We start from the raw sequence: 23,674 nt of genomic DNA, 5'->3' as shown, positions 1-23,674 counted from the left end.
CTGTCTATGAATAAAAGGAGGAATTAAAGTATGGCCATATCGTTGCCCAACAGAGCGATAGCTACGGGTACGAGGAATAGGACGCCCAACGATGTTACTCCTACCAGTGGTATGTGCACGATTTGTCTTGACGGTTGTCCAGGCTACTGTGAGATAGGGAAATCATCGTTCAGGGGTCCAGAGGTTATATATCCTATGCCGTTCGGCAAGATGACCACTGCCGCACAAAAAGAATATCCCGTTGATTTTCATCACTTCAATATAACCGGCACGATAGCCGGACCGGCCGACCCAAGATTCGAAAAGTTTACCAATGTAAACCTGGAGACAAGACTCGGCAGAGACAAGGGCCTCAAAATGAAACTGCCGTTTGTGGTAACAGGAGTGGGTTCCACAAAGATAGCCGCCGAGCACTTTGAGGGGATTGGCTCTGGGCCCGGAATGTGCGGTACGGGCGTGGTGATCGGCGAAAACGTCTGCGCCATGGACTCAACCACGGAGTTCGACAGCAACGAGAAGGTCACACATTGCCCGGAACTCCAACGGAGGATAGACATCTTCAAGCGATGGCAGAGAGACGGCTACGGCTTTTTCTGTGTCCAGGCCAACGACGAGGACATTCGTCTCGGAGTGTTTGAGTATGCCATGAGCAAGCTCGGCGCCGACGCCGTCGAGCTAAAGTGGGGACAGGGCGCCAAATCCATCGGTGGAGAGGTAAAGATAACAAACCTTAAAAAGGCACGGCTTCTAAAGAAGCGCGGCTACGTAGTCATACCGGACCCGGAAGACCCCATCGCCATAGAATCCTTTCAGCAGGGCGCCTTCGAGGGATTTGAAAGGCACACGAGAATAGGGACCATCTCCGAAGACATTGATAAATCTATTGAGACGTTCATTAAAACCGTGGAAGACCTGAGAAATAAGGGGGCAAAGTACGTATTCCTAAAGACGGGCGCCTACCGCCCGGCTGACCTGGCAAGGGCCCTGAGGTTCTGCTCAGAGGCCGAGATAGACGTGCTGACCGTAGACGGGGCCGGCGGCGGCACCGGTATGAGTCCGTGGCGCATGATGAATGAGTGGGGAGTGCCTACCGTGTATCTTGCCTCGCTTCTCCACGAGTACTGCGACAGGCTTACCAAGAAAAATAAGTACGTCCCCGACGTAATTCTCGCCGGCGGCATTACCATGGAAGATCAGATTTACAAGGCCTTTGCGCTCTGTTCTCCATATATAAAGGCCGTGGGCATGTCCAGGTCAACTATCTGCGCCGCCATGGTGGGCAAGACTCAGGGTGAGCTCATAGGGACCGGGAAGCAGCCCAAGAACTCTGAGCCGTACGGAAAGAGCGTTGAAGAGGTGTTCTACTATCATCACTCCGTTCAGAAGGAATTCGGCGGGAACGGCGACCAGATACCCGCTTCCGGCCTGGGCGTATACTCCTACTATCAGAGGCTTGCCACGGGGCTCCGGCAGCTCATGGCGGGCTCACGGCGCCTCTCCCTCGAAAATATTACCCGTGACGACATATTCGCCCTGACAATGGAGGCCGCTGACGTATCAGGAATCCCGTTTGTAATGGACTACGATAAGGAAGCGGCAACCAGAATCCTGGGCGCTTAGGGAATCCGACTTCTTCCTTTTTACAAATGAAGATGTGTGCGGGATAGAGAGTCCCGCGCACATCTTTTTTTTCAAGACACCGGAACGTTACATTATTTGGTGCCGGCCACGTTGCCCCCCCCTTTTTATGTTATACCCGTATAAGGTCAGGGTACATCGTTTCCGTTCCACATAACCGCAGGAGCCGAAGCCTCACGTTATTCGTTTAAGGTAGTTTCCACGGGACGTGAAATTTGATATCATGCGAGGAGAGTCCCTGGAGATGATAAAAGAGTCTATGCCAAAACTAAAGGAACGAACGCTGTCACAGGACGTCCTGGGCGAGCTCATACGCGCGGTGGGTAAGGAGCACGTGCTCACCAACATAGAGACACTCGTGTGCTACTCCTATGACGCAACCGCAACCCGGCAGAGGGCCCTGCCCAACGTCGTTGTCAAGGCTTCCTCCACGGAAGAGGTGTCGGCCGTAGTCAAGGTGGCCGATAAGAATACCATACCGATTTACCCGTGCGGGGCGCGTTCGGGGCTTTCTGGCGGGTCTATACCCGTCTATGGCGGAATAGCGCTGGACACAACAAGAATGGACCGCATCCTGGAGATAAACGAGAAGGACCTCATCGCCACCGTGGAGCCAGGCGTGATAACCAGGCGGTTCCAGGATGAGGTTGCAAAGCATAAGCTGTTCTATCCGCCGGACCCGGGCAGCGCCGAATTCTCCACACTGGGCGGCAATGTGGCGGAGTGCTCAGGTGGTATGGCGGGTATAAAATACGGGGTTACCCGCGACTACGTACTTTCGCTCAAAGTTGTCCTGCCGGACGGGAGGGTCATAAACACTGGCAAGAAGACCTGGAGGACCGTGGCCGGATACGACCTTACAAGGCTGTTTGTCGGCTCAGAAGGCACCCTCGGCATCTTTACCGGGATAACGGTTAAGCTCATACCTCTTCCGGAAAAGCTGGAGACCGTGTTGGCCTATTTCCACTCTACGGGCGACGCCATGGACGCGGCCGACGGGATAATACTGGAACAAGGCGTAATCCCAAAGACCCTTGAGTTCGTGGACACCATATGCATCAATTCCATCAGAGGTTACGGCGGAGTAGAGATACCAGAGAAAGCCAGGGCCCTGCTCCTTGTGGACGTAGACGGTGACTCCCAGGTAGTAAGGAAGCAGCGCCTTCGCGTAGAAGAGGCGTGTAAGAAGAACAACGCGTTCCATACGGTCGTTACTGAAGACATGGAGCAGCGTGAGGCCCTGTGGGCCGTCAGGAGGGTCATATCGCCGGCCCTGTTCAAGGTCTCCGGCAGAAAGCTCAATGAAGACGTCTGTGTCCCGAGGAGCAAGGTAAAGGAGGTCTCCGAGGCCGCCTACGCCCTGGCCAAAGAGTTCTCTATAGATACGGCATGCTTCGGCCACATAGGCGACGGCAACGTTCACATCAACTTCCTCTACGGGGAGGGGGACGAACAGCAGGCCAAGGTGGATGAGATGCTGGACCGCATCATGGAGAAGGTAATCTCTCTGGGCGGCACCATCACCGGGGAACACGGAATCGGCACGGCAAAGGCAAAGCACCTCCCGTGGGAGATTCCACGCGTAGAACTGGAGCTGATGAAGTCGCTGAAAAAGCTGATAGACCCCAAGAACATCATGAACCCCGGAAAAATCTTTGAGTCTTAAGGGCAGAGAGTTTTTTGTAGTGGCAGAGTAGGGGCAGGTCTTGCGCCTGCCCTGTTTGGGCGACCGTCCGCCCGCCCCAAAAATGGCGGATTTCCAACCTGAGGTGGATCACCCCTACGAATTGTCGAGCAAGCTCGACCGCTACAAAAACAGGTCAGAATGACACATGGCACTGAATTCACGTATCGGAATAGGCTTACTGGAGCTGGACGTACTTAAGCTCGAGAATGTCAGACGGCGGGATGGTCTCCGAGGTTGTTATCTCACTCCCCAGACCTTCGAAATCTTCACTCCCTCTCACCATCGTCTCTATGCAGGTCTCAAGTTCGTCTTTTGAGAGCTTTCGCCACTTTTTATCCTTGGGCCCGCAGATGCTGCACAAGGGGTTCTTGCCCTTTATCGCGCGGCGGAGTTCCTTTTTGTCCTTCATTATCGGGGGCAGGGTGTCGCATTTCTTAAGGTCTGTACCAAGATAGACTATAACACCCCGATTGTCTGACTGAACTGAGTTTAGTTCCTCAGCATTCTTATTCAGTTTCTTGATTTCCGTTTCCGTGGGTCGAAACGGGGCGTTCTTTTTCAATTGCTCAAACAGGAGTTCATAGAGCCACTGAAGGGCCTTGAGCTTGCGTGCCCGTCTTTCGAGCTGTTGCAGCGCAAGGTAATAGTTAAAGGTGAGTTGAAGGGGTCTGGGCCTCTCTGAATGTTCCAAAAGGAGAATCTCCGCAAATTCTATACAGCGCCCGTCTCTGAGCTTTTTTGCCATGGAGAGGGCATCTTGAACACCACCCATAAAGAGACCGTCTCCTTCATTGAAGGGCACCAAACCCGCCTTTTTTATCTCAGGCACAAGCCCTGGAGTACTACCGTAAAAGATGGTCGGGGGTGAGGTGTTTTCTTTCCATGTCTTTAGCCAGTTGTAATCGGGGTTGAAGGTATCAGGCATCCTACGGGCCGCACAGGAAGGTTTCTTCCTTCCAACACTCTAAACATGAGGATAAATAACTAAAAAAGAAACAGAAGGAAATGGTCTTACCGCATACGTAACACTGTATCCACCAAAAATCATTGACAAATCCCTAATCCAAGGCAAGTCTAACAAATAACATCCCACACGTCAACTGTACCGGTGTCCTTCTTCAAGAAAGGTTGATATTGCCCGCTGAAGGTGATATAATTTTTTTAAGATGCATACTAAATTATTTGACACAAAAGATATAACTCATTACAGAGACAACATTAATAAGGCCGCCGCGGCCCTGAGGAAAGGCGAACTGGTTGCCTTTCCCACAGAGACAGTCTACGGCATCGGGGCCAATGCCCGGGACCGTGACGCCGTAGCGACGCTGTACGACGTCAAGCATAGGCCACGCGGGAAAGAGTTTGCACATCTCATCTCAAGTCCGGATGATATCCGGAACCTTGTGGAAAACGTGCCCGTTTATGCCACAATCCTGATGAAGGAATTCTGGCCCGGACCACTCACTATCGTATTCTCCAACACAGGTAAAAGTGACATAGGCATACGGTTCCCGGGACACAAAGTCGCGCAAGACCTGGTGAGACAGGCAGGGGTCCCCCTGGTCGCCACCAGCGCAAACGTGTCCGGCAACCCGCCCGCAACGGACGCACAAAAGGTCCGGGAATATTTCAGCGGCAAGGTGGCAATAATTCTGGACGGCGGCCCAAGCACAATAAAGACCCCGTCCACCGTAGTTAAGGTCTCCCAGGATTCCTGCGTTGTGCTCCGTGAAGGCGCTATCCCGGAAGAGCGAATCATAAACTGTCTTAGTACAAAGGTTGAGGTAAATTAACGGTGAAGATAGCGGTCGCATCAGACCACAGGGGATATGAGTTTAAGACGATGTTATGCCAGCTGTTGTCACAACATAATCATACCGTAGTCGATTACGGCACGAACAGCGCCTCAGAATCGGTCGACTATCCTGACTTTGCCTCCAAGGCGGCCAGGGCCGTATCACGTAAGGAATGTGACCGCGGCATCCTGGTATGCGGGTCGGGTATAGGCATGTCACTTGCCGCCAACAAGATTAACGGTGTTCGGGCCGTAGTGGCTCACGACCTCTACAGCGCAGAGATGAGCCGCAGGCATAACGACTCCAACGTCTTATGCCTTGGCGCCGACCTGATTGCGCCGGCCGCTATGGCGACAAAGATAGTCCAGGTATGGCTCGACACGGAGTTTGAGGGAGAGAGGCATGCCAGAAGGGTACAAAAGATAACAGACCTGGAGGGGTCATGACCCCGTCTACAACCTCTAAAGCCAGTCCCGCCCTTCAAAAAGGCGCCCAGCTCAAAGTAGTTCTGCTTACACACACCCCCGAGCCGGAAAAACTTGTCGCGCAGGCGGCAAAACTCTGCTACAGCCCGTCTACCGTCGAAGAATTAAGGGAGAAAATCGAGAAAAGGGACCAACACAAATTCGTCGCGAAACTGATCTCCATGGGACATATGTCACCCATAGAGCACATAGCATTCAGCTTCGGCGTAGAGGGTATATCCCGCGCATGCACACATCAACTCGTAAGGCACAGACTGGCCTCCTATTCACAGCAGAGCCAGCGTTACGTGGGCAAACACTCCAAAAAAGGCGGCGGGTCGTTCGATTTCATCGTGCCTCCCAGCGTAATCGAGGCGGGGAAAAAGGAGTGGTTTGAGGAAAAAATGGCAGAGCTTCAGGCATGGTACGATGAGCTGTTAGAGGCATTGGGTGACCGGGGGGAGTCTACATATGAGGACGCGCGCTTCCTCCTTCCCAACGCGGCTGAGACAAAGATCATTATCACCATGAACGCACGCGAACTGCTTCACTTTTTTAAGGTCCGGTGCTGTAACCGTGCCCAATGGGAGATAAGAGAAATGGCCATAGAGATGTTGCGCATTGTCAGGGGGATTGCGCCATCCATCTTTGGCAATGCCGGCCCGTCCTGCGTGCGGGGCCCGTGCGGTGAAGGCCCGCTCACCTGCGGCAAAATCGATGAAGTAAGAGAGGAATTTAGGAACCTTCAGTAAATGACCGACATCTTTAGAGCCAACTGTGCCGCCACAGCCATAGGGAGTTTCCCCCATGCCGACCCGGACGCCGCCTTCGGGCTTATCCTAAAGACCCTCCCCGAAATCCCGTGCTGGCCGCAACTTCCGAAAAGGGGCATACAGGAAGAGATGTGCGTACAGTACACCGAGGGGATGCCGTTCTTCCATCTGGTTCCGGAGGAGAAGCGGTTCTATCTTGAGGTTCACGATGACGTCGCTGAGTTGGAGAATCTTCACGAGAAGTTCTCCAGCAACGACGCGAGCGGTTTCAGCATATCGCCGGACTATGCAGCCGGCATTTACGCGCTGGAAAAACATCTCCCGGAATTTAAGCATATCAAGGCCCTCAAGGGGCAAATCGTCGGGCCTATCACACTGGCAGCCAACCTGAAGGACGCAGAGGGAACGGCGGCACTCTTTGACCCGACCTTCAACGACGCCGTCATAAAGCTCCTGTGCCTCAAGGCACGATGGCAGATAGACTTCCTCTCAAGGTTCAAGCTGCCCCTTATAATATTCGCCGACGAACCGTTTCTGAGCTGCATGGGCTCGGCGTTCGCGACTGTCAGCCGGGATACGGTCACCAGCTCATTCAACGAGGTATTCAGGGCCGTTAAGTCGCGGGGCGCGATGGCGGCCATACACTGCTGCGGGAATACGGACTGGGACATGGTACTCGGTACGGAGCTCGACATACTCAGCTTTGACGCCTTTATCTTTATGGACAAGGTCCTTGCGTACTCCGCTAACATCCAGGAATTCGTGGGGCGTGGCGGCATACTCGCATGGGGAATCGCCCCCACCACCGCAGACGCCCTGCAGGACATAAACTCCGACAGCCTTGTCGCCAGGATGGAGAAGGGGCTGGACTATCTTTCCCAAAAGGGGATTGATAAACAGACCGTACTGCAGAACTCGCTCATAACACCCAGCTGCGGCACGGGCACCCTCACCGTTGCAGAGTCCGAGAAGGCCATGTCTCTCACCCATGAGGTGTCCACCACCTTGAAGGAAAGATACGGCCTTTAACAAAGAGACGTATACCGCAGGGACAGTTGCCGCGAAAACATCCTCATTATTCCCCGGTCTCCATAAGCTCCTCCAGACATTTTAGTATGTCCGGGATTATGCCGTCTCTGTTCGCCGGGGTAATCCTGTAGAGTCTGACGTCCTTTCTTTGCCTGATGTCTCTGATGAACCCGTTTCCGGACTCGGTAATGACCCCCAGGACGGGCGCAGGCCCATCCAGTGCCTCCAACACCAGGCCCTTAAACCTGCGGGAAAACAGTTCCATCTTGCCTATTTCGTCTATGATCACAAGCCTTCTACTATTGATTGCGTCTTCCAGCCCCGGGAGGGCCGTAGACTCGAAGCTTTCCAGGTCCACGCCGTATCTTCCCACCCTGGGACCGTTCTTGTTGTCTTTATGCGCAAGGATGCCGCTCTTCCCGTCAAACGTCTTTACCGTAAAACCCTTGCGTTCCCCGCCTACCCTTATCTCCTCTGTGTAAAATCCGCCCGGTTTAACGTTGCAGCCGGATAGTATCCTTTTAATCGCCATCGTCTTTCCCACACCCGGCCTGCCGGTTATCAGTATGTTTTTGACCAGCATACTATGTCTCTCAGATTATTACCTGACCATACGGTCATACCAGCCGTCTTCTATAACGACAGAGCCGAGTCTTATCAATCCAACATCATCCCTTGCCGCCCGGAGTGGTGTCTCCAGCCTGATAGTACCACCCTGTAAATCTACGTCTTCGATGATACCAAGGGCTATGGAAAAATTGTCACAATCGTTGAGACCCACCAGCCGCCTTCTAAGGGTATTACTGTCCCCCTCTTGTATTGCCATGTCGTAAGGGTTAACAAGACTTACGTCTTTGAGCGACAGGGACTTCATCCCCGCGTCCCTGAAATATTCCTCATATCTCTGGCGCCGATACTCACGGCGCTGCTCGTACGACCGGGCCTTCGCGTGCTCTGATACCGGAAGGCGATGTAATTTGATGCCACCCCTGCGTTCAAGAGGAAGCAGGATGTCCTCCAGTTCCCGCCGCTCTTTTTGGATAGCCACCACACACCTGGCCCCGGCAAGTTCTATCTTGTGGGATTTCAGTTCCCAGGCCGCGCCCCCCGATACAAGCCCGCTCGTGTCAACGACCACAACCTCAGCACCCTCCCGGAGCGACCGCTCCACCTGCTTTTTTACACCCACCACCGTCTGCAGGAAGTGGCCCACAGGCGACGTCGAACCCACAAAGTACATCGAGTGCGCGGGAACCTCTTGCAGGAATTTTGCGCCCGGCTCCAGCATGGCCATGCTAATCGTGGCCGGCGGTCCAAACGCACACTGACCCACGTCGGCAGAGACTATGGAGACCCTGTTACGCCTCTTAAGGAGTTCTCCGGCAAGGTAGAAGGCCAGTGTGGTCTTGCCCGTATCGGAAGCCCCCAGTATTACCACCACACCCTTTACCCGGTGGATATCCTCTACAAGTTCTTTCCAACATGAAGGCACTTTAACGGGTGGCAACGGTTTCCCCTTTATCAGGTGGAATTTGTCCTGTGTGCCTGCCTGTACCTCGTACACGCGTTGTCAGAGGTGCATGCACGTTCAAAGGCACTGCATACTTTTAGAATAGGCACCATATTATACAAATTCAAGACGTAAATAGATTTCATTTGACTTAGGTATGAAATGTGATACTTTCTGGCCTTAAGAACACAAGAAAATGTACAAACTCACAATGATATTAAGCCTGTTCCTGTTGCTCGCCTCCGGGGGCTGTATTCAAGGATCTGAAGAGGAGGAGGGTCTCAACTTCAGGACCGAAACCATGGAGTGGCCTAATTTAATAAAAGGCCCGCAGGAACCGCAGGGGGCAAAAGGAAACCTGGGGCAACAGTAATGTCTGTACATTCTCATCCATAAGGCCGCACCCCGCAATATGAATGCACCTGCAGTTCCCGGACCCAAAAGGGCAGAAATTTCCATCCTGGGTTTCACCCGCCACAAGCGTTTCTTGGAATACCTGGTATAAAGATACAATGTCGTCTCATGGCAAAAAGACCTTGTTTCCGCTGATAGCGGCGGTAGTCCTCATCGGCGCCCATGCCACTATCGCACAGGTGCTGCTGGTAAGGGAGCTACTGGTAGTATTCTACGGAAACGAGCTCTGCCTCGGGGTGATATTCGGTGCCTGGCTCCTCGGTGTGGCCATCGGGGCGGGCATAGGCGCAAAACTGACAAGGAAGGTCGAGAACAGCCTTGTCGTTTTCCTGTTCCTCCTGCTTGCACTGTGCCTACTTTTGCCGGTGCAGGTGTCGATTATCAGGCTGCTTAGATACATAATCCACGTGCCCTACGGCCAGCAGATCTCCATCCTGTCGCTTATATGGTCCTCACCGCTCATCATCATGCCGTTCAGTTTTGTCATCGGGTTTATCTTTCCATTTTCCGTGTCCGTCTTCAAGGGGTTTACCCGCGGCGGAGCTACGGACATCGGGGCGGTGTATATACTGGAATCCATCGGCAGTCTCATAGGAGGGGTTGTGTTTACCTTTGTACTGGCTCCCAGGGCCGCTTCGTATGAGATTATGGCAATTTTCATCGCCGTGGTCCTGACAAACCTGCTCATACTCACATTCCTTACCCGGACCTTCCCGTCCAGAAAGGTGTTGCTGGGAACGACCATCTCACTCCTGGCCGTCTCGCTGTCCCTTATCCTCTCCGGCGGCGTTAGCCGGCTGGAGTCGTTCTTTGTTGAAAAGAGGTGGGAGTCGTTTAACCCGAACATAAAGTTGATTGAGTCCGTGGATTCCAGGTACCAGAATATCGTACTCGGCAAGGAGCATGACCAGTACAGTGTATACAACAACGGGCAGTACGCGTTCGCGTTTCCGAACCTGTATGAGTACGGGCCCATGGCCCACCTGATACTTTCAGAGCATCCATCCCCCAAACGCATACTCCTTATCAGCGGCGGCATCGGTGGTCTGATAAGCGAGATGCTCAAATATCCCCTTGAGGAGGTCCATTATATAGAACTGGACCCAAAACTCCTGGAGATTACAAGACCGTATCTCTCCGGGGAGGACAGGGCCGCGCTGGCCGACGAGAGGGTGACGGTATTCCCGGTAGACGGACGCTATTTCGTGAAAACCGCCAAGGGTAAATACAAATACGACCTCGTATTCATTAACGTCCCCGACCCCTCGACCGCCGCACTGAACCGCTTTTATACGCGAGAATTTTTTGAGGAGGTGAAAGAGCTGCTTGAACCGGACGGCGTACTGGTAGCCTCTATCGGCTCCGCCGTAGTATATCTTGGCGAGGTGGTGGGGAGCTATACGGGTTCTATATATAAAACCCTCCTGGAGGTCTTTCCGTACGTGATAGTAACACCCGGCCAGACAAACTACTATTTTGCCTCCTCGGAGCCGGACGTGATAACTACAGACCTGGATACGCTAATCGCAAGGTATAACGGGCGTAACATAGAGACGACCGTGTTCTCTCAATATCACTTCCTGCCCTATCTGGAACCCGGGCAGGTCAAGTTCATGAAAGAACGCCTGGACAGCAGAAAAGATGTCTTGCCAATAAACACCGACTCAAAACCCGTCACCTACTTCTACAACCTGCTGCTGTGGGACCAGTTTTCCGGCGGGCAGCTGCAGGGGGTCCTGAGGTCTCTGGGCATGCTGAAGCTGTGGTACTTCCTGGCCGCCATTGGGGTGTTCCTTGTGATAAGACTTTCCACCACAAAGTTTACGCACGGCAATATCTCAAGAGAGAAAAAGTTCAACAGCATCTTTGCCATCGCCACAACCGGGTTCGCCGCAATAGCCCTCGAAATCATATTGATATTCGCCTTTCAGAACATCTATGGCTACGTCTACGAGATGATAGGTCTTATTGTGGCATTGTTTATGATGGGCCTCGCCATCGGCGCTTATATCAGCAATACCGTGATACTCAAAAAACAGCGCGACTGGCTCAGGATTCTTATGTATATCGTGGGTGGTATGGTGGCGTACTCCCTGGTTATTATTCCGTTTATCAAGTGGTACCCCTTTCTGCATGCCGAATCCGCCGTTCTTTTTATGGTACTCATAATAATCCCCGGCGTCATTACCGGCCTTGAGTTTCCCATAGCGAGCCGTATATATCTGGATGAAGACAGGGATTCCGGGCGGACGGCGGGGTTGATAGACGGCGCCGACCACCTGGGGGCGTTTGCCGGGGCGGCGCTAACGGGAATAGTCCTGGTACCCATCATGGGTGTAACTGGCTCGTGTGTAATCGTCGCAGCCCTCAACGTCGCCAGTCTCGTTCTGCTTTCCGCGCTGGTTATTAAAATGGGGACTGCCCGTAAGCCGTCCTGATACTCCATGTCCGCGGAGTGATCCGCTTGAGGCGTATGCCGAGTTTGTAGAATCCACAGATGAAGCGTTAGCCCTTGAGCTCCCACACGCCGGCGATGGGATGACGGCAGTTGCCGCACTTGCCGTCCGTTATGGTGTTGCGGATGATGGTGTAGCCCACTCTCTTGATGACTACTTCTTTGCAATCGGGGCAATAAGTGCTCTCGCCATGGTGACCCGATACATTGCCGATATACGGATAGTTCAGACCGGCCTCCTGGGCAATGCCCCGTGCCCTGACCAGCGTGGGTACGGGGGTGGGCGGAAGGTTCTTTATCTTGTAGGTGGGATGGAAGCGCGAGAAATGGATGGGTACGTCAGGTCCCAGTTCCGCATATACCCACGCGCACATATTCTTTATTTCTTCCTCACTGTCGTTCAGGGTGGGCACGATGAGTACCACTATCTCGAACCACATCCCAAGTTTTTTCAATGTCACCAGGGTCTCCAGCACGGGTTTAAGCTCCCCGCTGCAGGTCTCTTTGTAGAATTTCTCGCTAAAAGCCTTGAGGTCAATCTTGACCGCGTCAAGGTACTTACACAGCTCGATGAGGGGTTCTTCTTTTATATAACCGTTTGACACCACCACACTGGTAATCCCTTGTTCTCTCCCCACCCTTGCCGTGTCGTACATAAACTCATAGAAGATGACCGGTTCCGTGTATGTGTATGCGATGGTGGGAGAGTGGCGCATTTTTGCATGTTCCACGACGTCTTCCGGGGTGAGTTTTATGCTGTCCACCTGTTCGGGCCGGAACTGTGAAATCTGCCAGTTCTGACAGAACCTGCACTCCACGTTGCAGCCCGCGGTAGCGACTGAAACCGCATCGGTGCCTGGCAGATAGTGGAAAAACGGTTTCTTTTCGATAGGGTCAATATGTAACGCGCAGACGCGCGAGTGGACGAGCGTGTGGTACGTGCCGCCGCGGTTCTCTCTAACGCCGCAGTAGCCCCTCTCCAGGTCAGCCACCTGACACGCCTTGGGACAAAGCTCGCACTCTACCCGGTCGTCCTCCAGCTTCTTATAGTACATCGCCTCGTAGAGCGGGAACTCGCCGTCCTTCTGGCCGGTTATTATGGCGCCGGCGGCTGATTCCGAGGCCGCCAGGGCCACCCCTGGGCAACCCATACACATCGCGCCCGCCGCGGTTATCCCGGCCTTGAGAAAATCCCTTCTTGAGACCGAGCTACTTCTCTTCATTATTATTTCCTTCCACAACCTCAGTACTACGCCAGAAATCTACCACTCTATTATTATCGCTGTCTGGCTGAAAGGCAACATTTATTTCTCTCTTTACTTCCAGTTCACGCGGAGTACAATCTGCCGGCAATATGACAGATCTCTATGAACAACTACAGGAATCCATTAGGTATATTCGATCCCGGTCCTCCGACAGGCCAAAAGTGGGGGTTATACTCGGCACCGGGTGGCAGGAATTTACGAAACAGCTAAGTCCGTCCACTACAATAAGATATCGTGACATACCGCACCTCCTGCCTCAACACCGCAAAAAAGAGAACGGGGCGCTGATAACAGGAAAGCTTGGTGAAATGCCGCTGGCCTGCCTGAACGAGAGGTTTCACCTCTACCAGGGGCTTTCAGCCCGGGATGTGGCCCATCCGGTAAGGGTGTTATGCCATCTGGGGATAAAGACGCTCTTTGTGACCAACGCCGCCGGTGGTATAAAGCGAGGGTTCAAAAAAGGCGATTTAATGCTGATTACTGATCATATAAACATGACTATGCAAAGTCCCGCAACAGGCGTGGAGGATGACAGGATTGGGGACCAATTTACTGATATGACGAGGGCCTATGACCCCGTACTCATAAAAATGGCGACAAACGCCGCAAAGGCCCTCAGGATGAAGGTCAAGAAGGGTGTATATTTGGGCGTGTGCGGTCCCAGCTTTGAGACACCCGCAGAGATAGCGATGTTCGGGAAGATGGGGGCAGACGCGGTCGGTATGTCAACCGTGACAGACGTCATCGCTGCCAGACAGATGGGCGTAAGGGTCTGTGGCCTCTCCTGCATAACAAACAAGGCCGCGGGACTCGGGCCACAGAAACTGACGGAGGAAGAGGTTCACGTCGTCATGAACGAAGTACAGACCGGGGCATTCCAACTGCTCAGGGAGATGATCATTTCAAGCACAGACGTTTTCGACTAGAGACAGGCAGGAAAAACATGAATGAGCTGGTAAAACAGGCACGGGAGGCAAGGACGCGTTCCTACAGCCCGTACAGCCGCTTCGCGGTGGGTGCCGCCGTCAGGACAGGGTCCGGCAAGGTTTACCTGGGGTGCAACATCGAGAACTGTTCCTACGGCCTTACCGTATGTGCGGAGAGAACGGCCATCTACAACGCCGTCGCGGACGGGGCAACGGACTTCGAGGCACTGGCCATATTTACCGAGGCCGGGGAGCTGACACCGCCCTGCGGGGCGTGCAGACAGGTGCTTTCGGAATTTTCCCGGGATTTAGTCATCATCCTTGCAAACCCCGGGGAACAGAAAGAACTGAAACTCTCCGAACTCTTGCCAATGCCGTTTAACAGGCAGAGTTTCTAGCCTCACCCTGACGCTCTAAACGTGCATACGCCACTTGACATATAGCAGAAATGTCTTTTCTGATAAAAGCTTCTTACTGCTATTTAGTTATCCCCTTAAATTTACAAACGTCTTCTTCCACAGCCTTCCAGTTCCATGAGCTTATGCTCTTAAGCAGATTATGGTCCGTCAGGTCATAGCGCAGGGGCGTGATGGATATGTAGCCGTCATTAATCGACTGTATATCCGTACCCTCTTCTTCCACGGCCACTTCCATACCGCCCACCAGCCAGTAGTACGTCCTGCCCCCGGGGTCCTTGCGTTCATCAACACTCTCCTCAAAACCGTGTGTGCACTGACGGGTAAACCTGATCCCCTTAATTTCTTCCCGTCTTAAAGACGGGATATTCACGTTTATGAGCGTACACTTCGGGAGCTTGTTCTTCATTATTTCCTTTATGATGTCCCTAGCAACAACAGCCGCGTACTCGAGATCCGTGTATCCTGAAACATCAACCGACACGGCCACGGACGGGATGCCCAGTATCGCGCCCTCGATGGCGGAAGCAACAGTCCCGGAGTAAAGCACGTGTATCCCCACGTTCGCCCCCAGGTTTATCCCTGAGACAACGAGGTCAGGCAATTCCTTCATAATGCCCATAACTCCCAGCTTAACACAGTCGGCGGGTGAACCGCTGATGGCATATCCGAAGAACTTATTCTTCGCATAGACCTTGCGGTACCGCAGCGGATGGGCCCAGGTTATGGAATGACCCGTCCCACTCTGTTCCGCCTCCGGCGCTACCGTCACCACGTCGCCTATCTCCCTAAGCGTCTTGTTTATGGCCGCTATGCCCGTTGCGTAAATCCCGTCATCGTTTGTCAGTAATATCCGCATTAATGACCGTGCCCCTGTCCACTCGCACTTGAAGGCACCTCTCTAGGCTCCAACTCCCTCTTTATTTTCTTCTTATCTTTCTCTCTCGTTTTAAAGAACTTTATGTCCTCTCCCTGGTAGGGCGGATAAAAGACGTCTACCATTGCAAAAGGTTCTTCGCCCGTGTTCCTGACCTCGTGCCATGTCTTCCGGGGCACAAGGATTATGTCTCCCTCCTTCACAAAGTAATGCGTGCCGTTCATTATTATTATAGCGCTCCCCCCCTTTACATGTATGACCACGTCGTGGTCCTTGTGCAGATGGGGCGGCACCGAGACACCGCTTCGCACCAGCATCAGTTGGACGCTTGTGTATTTTGTCTCTCCCAGTGGTACCAGCTTTATCTTGTCACCTTCCCCAAGCCGGTTCGTTGCCAGCACTTGTGTGATGTTCAGCACTTCGGGCTTGTTGATGTCCGGGAACTTTGTCGGGTGTCTCAACTCCTCGATAATCTCAAGATCTCCAACGTAATGAGCACACCCGCACAGTAAAACCAAGCAGAGAAGGTAAACAATAGGGGTCACGGTTGGTTGCTTTCCTTGAAGAGAATCCGTGTTTTGCGGATTCTAGCAGGAACACCCAACACGGTCAACAGAAAACAACTCCCGTTTACAATGTGGGACCGGGTATAGTGTTGTTGACAGTTCTTAAACGCGCATTTATAATATTTTCAGGCAATAATCCGCGAAGGCTGAACACGACGTATCTATCAAGCCTCAACATGATTAAGCCAGTTTGAATGCGAGGACGGGCTGTTGAACTGCGAGAAGACCCGAAGGGAATTTCTGCGAGACGCGCTTGGCGTGGGTATTGCCTGTTCTCTCAACCACTTCCTACCCGGCCACGTTTACGCCTCAAGCCTCGATACCGCGGGAACGTCTTCCATACTAAAACCGGAGGTGATCCTGTGCCGTTCCAATAAGTTCCTGGGCAGCGGCGGCAGGGCAAATGCGGAACTGCTCCGGAAGGCCGTAGACGACGGCGTGATGAGGATTACCGGGGTGCGTACCGCGCCTGAAGCCTGGTCAACCCTCTTCAAGCCAAAAGAGATGATAGGCATAAAACTCAACTGCCTGGGCAAGAAGCCCTTTTCCCCTCACGTAGCCCTGGTGGAGGCCATTGTGGAGGGCCTGAAATCAGCCGGTATAAGGGATGACCGCATTATCATCTTTGACAGGACCAACAAAGAACTGGCGGCGGCAGGGTTCACAATAAGAAAGGGCGGCGGGCTCAAAAGTTTTGGCACGGACGCGCTTGCGGGTGGCGGCTATGACCCGCGGCTCCAGATGGCCGGCAGCGTCGGCAGTTGCTTCAGCAAGATAGTATCCAGGCTTTGCGACGCCATCATAAACGTACCCATTCTCAAGGACCACGACCTCTCAGGCGTATCAGTCTCAATGAAGAATTTTTACGGCGTAATCCACAACCCCAATAAATACCACGATAACAACTGCAACCCTTACATTGCCGAGCTGAATACCCACCCCTACATAAGAGATAAGTCAAGACTTATCATCTGTGACGCTCTCGTGGCCCAGTGTAACGGCGGGCCGGCGTTTAAACGTCGTTGGTCATGGCCTTTCGGCGGTATACTGATGGGCAGAGACCCGGTGGCCCTGGACCGCATCAGTGCCAACATCATTGAAGACAGGAGGAAAGAGGTGGGGCTTCCCACCCTGAAACAGGTGAAACGCGAGCCCAAGTATATCAACACCGCTGCCGCCTTAGGCCTTGGGGAAGATGATCCCGAAAAGATAGAGCTTATCCAGACCTGAACTACATTAGAAGACGATACATCAGATAAAACGCTACCACCGGTATGGGTAAGGTAAAGACCAGTGTCCACATACCGTACCTTTCTGCTACTAAGCACCACGGGCTGCAGAGCCTACCCCCCGTCAGGCCTCCACATATCCAGTTGCACCACCACCCGAACAGCGGGGAGTTTGCCACCTTAAGGGCACTGCATTTAGCCGGTATCCCTCCCATCCGTGTTACTCCCTTGCCTCTCTAAACTGGTACCACAGGCGTTCAAAACGGCTCTCGTAAATCATATCGTAAAGGTCCATCCTGTCGGGATATAGTTCTTCGCATCTGTCCCTTACCCTGGCCTTCTCTATCTCTATGTCTATCCTCGGGTAGTCTGAACCAACTATGAGTGAACATACCCGGTCGGCCATCCGCTGTAGTTCTCGCATCCTTTCTCTCCTCAGTAGTTCTCCAGACTCCATAGTTATTCCCCTTTTTGCGAGTACGTTCCCTTGTTCCAACATAACACCATACACGCTCTCTGCTGCCACTTCAACGAAAAGCCAACTGTGTTTATTATTGACAATTCAGAGTAGTTATTCTATAATTTTGATATATTACATGTAAGGGCTTACAATACTTAACGTTACAACTAATAGGCGGGCCGTCTAAATGTCCAACACCTGTGTGATTGGTCTCCAGTGGGGCGACGAAGGCAAGGGTAAGATTATTGACATCCTTGCCGATGCCTACGATATTATTGTCAGGTACCAGGGCGGCAGTAATGCCGGCCATACTGTCGTGCTGGACAGGACCAAGTTCATATTTCACTTGCTGCCCTCTGGCATCTTGCACCACAACAAGCAGTGCGTAATAGCTAACGGGGTAGCTTTAGACCCGGCCCAGCTCCTTGTGGAACTCGAAGAGTTCAAAAAGCACAACATCCCTATTGAAGATAAGTTGTTTGTTAGCGACCGTGCGCACGTGGTCTTTCCGTACCATAAGCTTCTTGACCTTGAGTCGGAGTCCGGAAAGAGGGACGAAAAAATAGGCACGACCGGGCGTGGAATCGGCCCCTGCTATGCAGATAAGATGTCACGGACGGGTATGAGAATAGTAGACCTCTATCATCCCAAACATTTCAAGAATAGACTCAAAGAAATTGTCGCAGAGAAGAACGTTATACTGCAGACTTTCTACGAAGCGGGACCACTGTCCTGGAAGGAAATATACAAGGAGTATGTCAAGTATGCAGAAGAACTAAAACCTTACATCTGCGACACCGTTGTTTTCTTGAACGCGGCCATAAAACAGTCTAAACGGATACTCTTTGAGGGAGCCCAGGGAACCATGCTGGACGTAGACTTCGGCACCTATCCTTACGTCACGTCATCCAACCCGAGTGTGTGCGGTGTGTCTTCCGGGACAGGCATTTCTCCAAGGTATATAAACGACATATACGGCGTTATGAAGGCCTACACCACGAGGGTGGGAAGCGGTCCGTTCCCCACAGAGGCGGAAAAGGAACTGAGTGAGGCGCTAAGGGAAAGGGGTACGGAATATGGGGCCACTACGGGAAGGCCAAGACGCTGCGGATGGTTTGACGCCGTGGCCGTGCGTTATGCCGTAACCATCAACGCTGCGGACTCCACAGTACTCACAAAACTGGACGTACTCGACAGCCTGGAAAGCATAAAGGTATGCGTGGCATATAAGATCAACAAACATACCTATGATACGTTTCCCTCTGACCTTACACTCCTGCCCGATTGTAAACCGGTATACGAAGAAATACCGGGCTGGTTGGAAGACACCTCGAAAATTACCGAAGCGGACAAGCTGCCGGAAAGGGCCAGGGAATACATACGCTTTCTTGAGAAAATTGTCGGACTTAGAATAAGAATGGTCTCGGTAGGACCGGAACGTAAACAAATCATACGCATCTCCCATGATTGAAAATAACCAGCCCAGGCACATTGCTATAATCATGGACGGCAACGGCCGCTGGGCTCAACGCCGCGGGTTCACAAGGATAAAAGGTCATATCCGGGGGGTTGAATCGGTTAGAGAGATAACAACCGAATGCGCCAAGAAGCATATAGAACAACTTACTTTATATGCCTTCTCTAAAGAAAACTGGTCACGCCCGAGATACGAGGTCGCCATACTGATGCGGCTTCTCAAGCGTTACCTGATTCGTGAGCGTCCAACCATTCTGGAGAATAATATCCGCTTCACGGTAATAGGTCAGATCGAAGGCCTCCCAAAGGACATACGGAAAGAGATCTCCATAAATATAGAAGAGAGTACATCGAACACCGGTACTATCTTGTGCCTCGCCCTTAACTATGGAGGCAGGGCGGAGATCGTAGACGCCGCCAGGGATATTGCCCGCGACGTGGCAAACGGCAAGCTGTCCCTGGACGATATAGACGAGAAGTGCCTCAAGCATCATCTGTACACGTCAGACATGAGAGACCCGGACCTGCTCATAAGGACGGGTGGAGATATGAGAGTCAGTAATTTCCTTCTATGGGAAATCTCCTACGCCGAACTCTGGGTAACCCCGGTGTGCTGGCCGGACTTCAGGAAGGAGAACCTGGAAGAAGCCATTAGAGACTACTGTAAGAGGGAGAGACGCTTCGGCGGCCTTATAGAGTGAGCTCCTCACACGGAACGAGAATAGTATTCGGCACAGCCATGATGGCGGCACTCGTCGGCATCCTGTACCTGGACTTCGTTTTTGACACAGACATCGGCCTTGGATGCCTCACTATTGTGATTGGCACCGTAGGGTTACTTGAATTATACGGAATTGCCGCTAATAAAGGGTTCGACCCGTTTAGACGTTCCGGTGTTGTGGGCGGTATACTTATCTTTGCAACCTGCTGGTACGAAGCAAGAACCCGCGGTAGTATCTCTCTAAATCTTACTCTCATGTTTGCTTTCGTCTGCTGGCTGTTTCTCTGGCAAGGCGTAAAGAGAGACCTGAAACACATCATAGAAAACGTGTCCATTACCATCTTTGGGACGCTGTACGTATTCTTCTTCCTGTCCTTTTCCATGGCCATCCGCTACCTGCCGGGAGGTAAGGGGCTGATTATACTATTTGGCATCATTCTCATGTCCAAGTGTACGGACATTGGGGCCTATTTTATAGGTAAAGAATTCGGCAAGCACAGGCTTTTCCCAACCATCAGCCCCAATAAGACCTTGGAAGGCGTTATTGGCGGTATACTCTCCTGCATAGTAATCGCCGTGGCCTGGAATCTGGTCCCACAGATCAGCATCTTACCGCTGGCGTGGGCCGTCCCGTTCGGGTTATTGATAGCCGTCGCCTCAATAGGTGGAGACCTGGCAGAGTCCATGCTGAAGAGAGACGCGGGCGTAAAGGACTCCGGAAATCTTGTACCATCGTTTGGCGGCACTCTAGACGTGATAGACGGTGTTCTGGTAAGCTTGCCCGCGGGTTATTATTTCCTCCTGTTGTTTTATAGTTGGAATCAACACCTTGCAAAACTCCAGTAGCCTAAAGCCGGGTAAAGAAGATAAGTCCATCCAAAAGACTATAGAACTGGAGGACGTTGAACAGGCCGCAATCCTGTTTGGAAGCCACGATAAACATCTTCGCCTGATACGAAGCGCGCTGGGTCTAAAGATTTCCGCCAGAAACGACCTTCTTAAGATAGACGGCGAAGAGGCGCAGGTGAAAAAGGCCGGAGAGGTGTTCGGTCTTCTGATAGATATAGTACGCCGGCAAGGTGTGCTTGAGTCAAAAACTGTTGCGGAGGTAATAGACACCGTCGAAAGCGGAAGACCGCCCATTTCCGCCAGAAAGCCTCTAGAGGTGTCTATAACGGGTGTTTCTGTAAGGCCGAAAACTGAGGGCCAGGCCAAATACGTTGAGGCGATAGGGGTCAACGACCTGGTATTCTGTATCGGTCCTGCCGGTACGGGGAAGACCTATATGGCCGTTGCCATGGCCCTTTCAGCCATCAAGATGGGTGCCCTGAAAAGGATCGTGCTGGCCAGACCTGCCATCGAGGCCGGTGAAAAGCTGGGCTATCTGCCCGGCGACATACAGGCGAAGGTGAACCCCTTTCTCAAGCCCCTTTACGATGCACTCGAGGACATGATGGCACCCGCACAGGTAAGGAAATACATAGAAAACGAGATAATAGAAATCCTTCCACTCGCCTTCATGAGGGGCCGGACGCTCAACGATTCCTTCATAATACTCGACGAGGCACAGAACTGCACGATAAGGCAGATGAAGACCTTCCTGACCAGGCTTGGGGTGAAAGGGAAGGTGGTGGCCACCGGCGATATCACCCAGGTAGACCTGCCGCCCGGTGAGCCCTCCGGCCTTATTGACGTGCAGCAAAGACTGAAGGGCGTTAACGGTGTAGATTTTGTCTACCTGACGCGAAGAGACATAGTACGCCACAGGCTTGTGCAGGATATAGTAGACGCATACGGCTCGCATGAAGAGACCTCATGAAAATAACTGTAACCAACCTGCAAGACGCCCATCCCATAAAGAAACGGCGGGTGAGGGAAGTGGTGAAGGAGGTCCTGCGTCGTGAAAACATGGACGCTGAGCTCAACATCGCCTTCGTAGATAAAGACGAGATGACAAAGCTCAACAAAAGATTTCTCGGCCACAAAGAGCCCACCGACGTCCTGTCCTTTCTCCTCGACACGGGCGCAAAAGGCATAAACGGCGAGATAGCCGTCTGTGTGCCCGTAGCCGTTGAGTACGCCGCCGGGGCAGAAACTGATGTTGAGGGGGAGGTCATGCTGTACGTAGTCCACGGGGTACTTCACCTGTTGGGTTATGACGACCAGGACAAAAAAAACGCCAGGACGATGCACCTTCTGGAGAGGGACATACTCTCAGGGCTGGGATATACAGTTGCAGCCGTTTAACACATGCCTTAAATAGAGTCCTGCACTGTAAGACATGCACCCTGCGGCACATTATCTCAACGGTATACAACCGTAGTTTCTGTTAATACTGCCCCAACGTTCCCGGCAACGTTAAGCGCGTCCCGCCAATATACTTCCTAATCTACCGGCAACGGGTTATCTTGTCCTGGATTTCTTTGCCTTCTTCTTGGACTTTGACACAGTGGGTTTTGTTGCGGCAGTCTTTCCGGTAACGCCTCTTTGCGCATGGCACAGCTTGTATACTTTGATGGCGTCAAATGTCATCCATACGCTCATACCAACCCAGACGACCCGGAAGATATGGCTGAACGTCCATCCCATGCCTCCCAGCACAGCGTGCGGAATTAAACTGGCAACAACGGCGACAGCGAGAGCTATCACCGCCCTATCTCTATAATGCCGATCGCGCCAGCAGAAGATCAGGTTGCCAAGCCCCGAAAACGGGGTAAGCCACGTAATGAGAAGCATAAACACAAGCTTCCAGCCGCCGATCTGCAACTTCGTACTCTTTGCCATTTACTTCCCCTTCCTTAAGTTAGAAATCTTGCTATGTCCACCGGCGCCGGAACGCTGCCCCGGACCTTGCCTTGCAGCATGTAATACTCATGACACCAGGTATTGAAAATTGTATATCGTTGTTGCCGCACGGTGTTTCCTATTTGCCAAATGCGGTATAGACCCTCAGAGATTGCAACTCAGGAAAACTACTATGAATTGTCAAAAATGTCAAGAACATATATGTTTTTATTAAAAAGAGGGAATTGGGCGGTTTTCCCATTAACTGCAATGCCCGCAGCCGCATTTCAGTCTGGATATCTACCGTTGAAGCAGGGTAAACGGGCCCGGACGAGAGGCTGGCTAGATTTTCTAAATCCTTCTGGTTCCAGTCGTTCCACCGCATTCCCGGCCTTGACTGGCGCTCAAGTGGCCTGACCACGACCACCCTGGAAGCGGAAAATGAAAGAAATTCTGCTGGGCAGGTCAGAAAAATTAGAAACCTTGCGAAGACAACACAACACCCTTATTATTCCGGTTACTCTGGAAACAGAGTGCCTGCTTTTCCTAATCAAGTGGTATGACAGCAGTTACCCTGCTTACTCATTTTTTGAAGACCTTCTCGTACAACTTCAAATCATCGCCTGAGAACAGTACAAAACTAATCTCATCCAGAGAATCGTCTTTGGAAATAAAGTTGTTGATGGCATCATAAACGACTTGCGCCGCGTCTTCCTTCGGGTAGCCGTAAACTCCGGTAGATATGGCGGGAAAGGCAATGGTTTTAAGACCATGCTTCCTGGCCAAAAGGAGGCTGTTCGTATAGCAATTACCCAGGAGTTCCGCGTCATTACCTCCAGACCGCCCGTAAACCGGGCCAACGGTGTGTATCACGTGTTTCGCGGGCAGGCGGTAGCCTTTTGTGATTTTCGCCTCACCCGTTTGACAACCACCAAGCGGTCTGCACTCCTCAAGCAACTCCGGCCCCGCAGCACGATGTATGGCCCCGTCCACGCCTCCACCGCCAAGAAGCGGCTTATTGGCCGCATTCACTATCGCGTCCACCGCCTCCTTCGTTATATCCCCCTGTTTAATCGTAATTTCCGTCATGTCTTTACCACTCCCGTATCGTTATTAATACGGACAATAACCATAGTCAGTGGCTAATGTGTAATGTCCCTGCGATAGGATTTATAAAGAAATAGGATG

At 52.3% G+C, this 23,674-nt stretch carries 24 protein-coding genes; 15 read left to right on the top strand and 9 right to left on the bottom strand.

Annotation, left to right across the window (positions count from 1 at the left end):
- Positions 1 to 30 precede the first annotated feature (30 nt).
- A complete protein-coding gene (locus NOU37_02725) occupies positions 31 to 1,620 on the top strand; it encodes an FMN-binding glutamate synthase family protein (protein MCQ4574149.1) in 1,590 nt (529 codons plus the stop codon).
- 262 nt (positions 1,621 to 1,882) lie between these two features.
- Positions 1,883 to 3,304, top strand: a complete 1,422-nt coding sequence (locus tag NOU37_02720; protein ID MCQ4574148.1) for an FAD-binding protein — start codon at positions 1,883 to 1,885, stop codon at positions 3,302 to 3,304.
- A 196-nt stretch (positions 3,305 to 3,500) separates the two neighbouring features.
- Here the strand turns inward: NOU37_02720 and NOU37_02715 are convergent, their stop codons facing one another.
- Entirely contained in the window at positions 3,501 to 4,250 is a 750-nt protein-coding gene (locus NOU37_02715) for a hypothetical protein (protein MCQ4574147.1), read from the bottom strand.
- Between the two features lie 241 nt (positions 4,251 to 4,491).
- Here NOU37_02715 and NOU37_02710 point away from each other — a divergent pair, with 241 nt between their 5' ends.
- Genes NOU37_02710 through NOU37_02695 form a run of 4 tightly spaced genes read left to right on the top strand, consistent with a single transcriptional unit; the run spans position 4,492 to position 7,387 of the window.
- Positions 4,492 to 5,118 (top strand): L-threonylcarbamoyladenylate synthase, encoded by a 627-nt coding sequence (locus NOU37_02710; GenBank protein ID MCQ4574146.1) that lies wholly within the window; start codon positions 4,492 to 4,494, stop codon positions 5,116 to 5,118.
- A gap of 2 nt (positions 5,119 to 5,120) precedes the next feature.
- Positions 5,121 to 5,567: a ribose 5-phosphate isomerase B gene (gene rpiB / locus NOU37_02705; GenBank protein ID MCQ4574145.1), complete on the top strand. Its 447-nt coding sequence runs from the start codon at positions 5,121 to 5,123 to the stop codon at positions 5,565 to 5,567.
- Positions 5,564 to 6,337 (top strand): FAD-dependent thymidylate synthase, encoded by a 774-nt coding sequence (thyX, locus tag NOU37_02700; protein ID MCQ4574144.1) that lies wholly within the window; start codon positions 5,564 to 5,566, stop codon positions 6,335 to 6,337. Before rpiB ends, thyX begins: the two co-directional genes overlap by 4 nt.
- Entirely contained in the window at positions 6,338 to 7,387 is a 1,050-nt protein-coding gene (locus NOU37_02695) for a hypothetical protein (GenBank protein MCQ4574143.1), read from the top strand. It begins immediately after the preceding gene.
- Positions 7,388 to 7,433: 46 nt separating this feature from the next.
- Here NOU37_02695 and NOU37_02690 read toward each other — a convergent pair whose 3' ends face one another.
- Both NOU37_02690 and NOU37_02685 read right to left on the bottom strand, forming a co-directional pair.
- Positions 7,434 to 7,970 carry an NTPase gene (locus NOU37_02690; protein ID MCQ4574142.1) on the bottom strand — a complete coding sequence of 179 codons (537 nt, stop codon included), beginning with the start codon at positions 7,968 to 7,970 and terminating at the stop codon, positions 7,434 to 7,436.
- 18 nt (positions 7,971 to 7,988) lie between these two features.
- Complete coding sequence (locus NOU37_02685) at positions 7,989 to 8,894, bottom strand: hypothetical protein (GenBank protein ID MCQ4574141.1); 906 nt, start codon at positions 8,892 to 8,894, stop codon at positions 7,989 to 7,991.
- A 515-nt stretch (positions 8,895 to 9,409) separates the two neighbouring features.
- On the opposite strand from NOU37_02685, the gene NOU37_02680 reads away from it, so the two are divergent.
- Positions 9,410 to 11,749, top strand: a complete 2,340-nt coding sequence (locus NOU37_02680; protein ID MCQ4574140.1) for a fused MFS/spermidine synthase — start codon at positions 9,410 to 9,412, stop codon at positions 11,747 to 11,749.
- A 67-nt stretch (positions 11,750 to 11,816) separates the two neighbouring features.
- On the opposite strand, the gene amrS is transcribed toward NOU37_02680, so the two are convergent.
- A complete protein-coding gene (gene amrS / locus NOU37_02675; GenBank protein MCQ4574139.1) occupies positions 11,817 to 12,989 on the bottom strand; it encodes an AmmeMemoRadiSam system radical SAM enzyme in 1,173 nt (390 codons plus the stop codon).
- 131 nt (positions 12,990 to 13,120) lie between these two features.
- Here amrS and NOU37_02670 point away from each other — a divergent pair, with 131 nt between their 5' ends.
- Both NOU37_02670 and NOU37_02665 read left to right on the top strand, forming a co-directional pair.
- A complete protein-coding gene (locus NOU37_02670) occupies positions 13,121 to 13,957 on the top strand; it encodes a purine-nucleoside phosphorylase (GenBank protein MCQ4574138.1) in 837 nt (278 codons plus the stop codon).
- A 17-nt stretch (positions 13,958 to 13,974) separates the two neighbouring features.
- On the top strand, positions 13,975 to 14,355 hold the full coding sequence (locus NOU37_02665; protein ID MCQ4574137.1) for a cytidine deaminase: 381 nt from the start codon (positions 13,975 to 13,977) through the stop codon (positions 14,353 to 14,355).
- A 79-nt stretch (positions 14,356 to 14,434) separates the two neighbouring features.
- On the opposite strand, the gene surE is transcribed toward NOU37_02665, so the two are convergent.
- Both surE and NOU37_02655 read right to left on the bottom strand, forming a co-directional pair.
- Entirely contained in the window at positions 14,435 to 15,232 is a 798-nt protein-coding gene (gene surE, locus NOU37_02660; GenBank protein ID MCQ4574136.1) for a 5'/3'-nucleotidase SurE, read from the bottom strand.
- Positions 15,232 to 15,795, bottom strand: coding sequence for a cupin domain-containing protein (locus NOU37_02655; GenBank protein MCQ4574135.1), 564 nt, complete (start codon positions 15,793 to 15,795; stop codon positions 15,232 to 15,234). Before NOU37_02655 ends, surE begins: the two co-directional genes overlap by 1 nt.
- Before the next feature lie 231 nt (positions 15,796 to 16,026).
- On the opposite strand from NOU37_02655, the gene NOU37_02650 reads away from it, so the two are divergent.
- Positions 16,027 to 17,046 (top strand): DUF362 domain-containing protein, encoded by a 1,020-nt coding sequence (locus NOU37_02650; GenBank protein MCQ4574134.1) that lies wholly within the window; start codon positions 16,027 to 16,029, stop codon positions 17,044 to 17,046.
- A gap of 219 nt (positions 17,047 to 17,265) precedes the next feature.
- On the opposite strand, the gene NOU37_02645 is transcribed toward NOU37_02650, so the two are convergent.
- A complete protein-coding gene (locus tag NOU37_02645; protein MCQ4574133.1) occupies positions 17,266 to 17,469 on the bottom strand; it encodes a hypothetical protein in 204 nt (67 codons plus the stop codon).
- 223 nt (positions 17,470 to 17,692) lie between these two features.
- Here NOU37_02645 and NOU37_02640 point away from each other — a divergent pair, with 223 nt between their 5' ends.
- Genes NOU37_02640 through ybeY form a run of 5 tightly spaced genes read left to right on the top strand, consistent with a single transcriptional unit; the run spans position 17,693 to position 21,949 of the window.
- Positions 17,693 to 18,976, top strand: coding sequence for an adenylosuccinate synthase (locus NOU37_02640; protein MCQ4574132.1), 1,284 nt, complete (start codon positions 17,693 to 17,695; stop codon positions 18,974 to 18,976).
- Complete coding sequence (locus NOU37_02635) at positions 18,969 to 19,682, top strand: isoprenyl transferase (protein MCQ4574131.1); 714 nt, start codon at positions 18,969 to 18,971, stop codon at positions 19,680 to 19,682. Before NOU37_02640 ends, NOU37_02635 begins: the two co-directional genes overlap by 8 nt.
- Positions 19,679 to 20,548 (top strand): phosphatidate cytidylyltransferase, encoded by an 870-nt coding sequence (locus NOU37_02630; GenBank protein MCQ4574130.1) that lies wholly within the window; start codon positions 19,679 to 19,681, stop codon positions 20,546 to 20,548. Before NOU37_02635 ends, NOU37_02630 begins: the two co-directional genes overlap by 4 nt.
- The gene (locus NOU37_02625; protein MCQ4574129.1) at positions 20,532 to 21,521 is read left to right on the top strand and encodes a PhoH family protein; all 990 of its coding nucleotides are present in this window, start codon (positions 20,532 to 20,534) and stop codon (positions 21,519 to 21,521) included. The genes NOU37_02630 and NOU37_02625 overlap by 17 nt, the downstream gene beginning before the upstream one ends.
- Complete coding sequence (gene ybeY, locus NOU37_02620; protein ID MCQ4574128.1) at positions 21,518 to 21,949, top strand: rRNA maturation RNase YbeY; 432 nt, start codon at positions 21,518 to 21,520, stop codon at positions 21,947 to 21,949. Before NOU37_02625 ends, ybeY begins: the two co-directional genes overlap by 4 nt.
- Positions 21,950 to 22,105: 156 nt before the next feature.
- On the opposite strand, the gene NOU37_02615 is transcribed toward ybeY, so the two are convergent.
- Both NOU37_02615 and NOU37_02610 read right to left on the bottom strand, forming a co-directional pair.
- On the bottom strand, positions 22,106 to 22,486 hold the full coding sequence (locus NOU37_02615) for a hypothetical protein (protein ID MCQ4574127.1): 381 nt from the start codon (positions 22,484 to 22,486) through the stop codon (positions 22,106 to 22,108).
- Positions 22,487 to 23,068: 582 nt separating this feature from the next.
- On the bottom strand, positions 23,069 to 23,575 hold the full coding sequence (locus tag NOU37_02610) for an O-acetyl-ADP-ribose deacetylase (protein ID MCQ4574126.1): 507 nt from the start codon (positions 23,573 to 23,575) through the stop codon (positions 23,069 to 23,071).
- Positions 23,576 to 23,674: the final 99 nt, after the last annotated feature.

The organism is Candidatus Bathyanammoxibius amoris, assembly GCA_024451685.1.
In the GTDB taxonomy this organism is placed as follows: Bacteria; Planctomycetota; Brocadiia; order Brocadiales; family Bathyanammoxibiaceae; genus Bathyanammoxibius; species Bathyanammoxibius amoris.
Note: the sequence above shows the minus strand (reverse complement) of the source record. Positions and strands in the feature narration are given on the sequence as shown.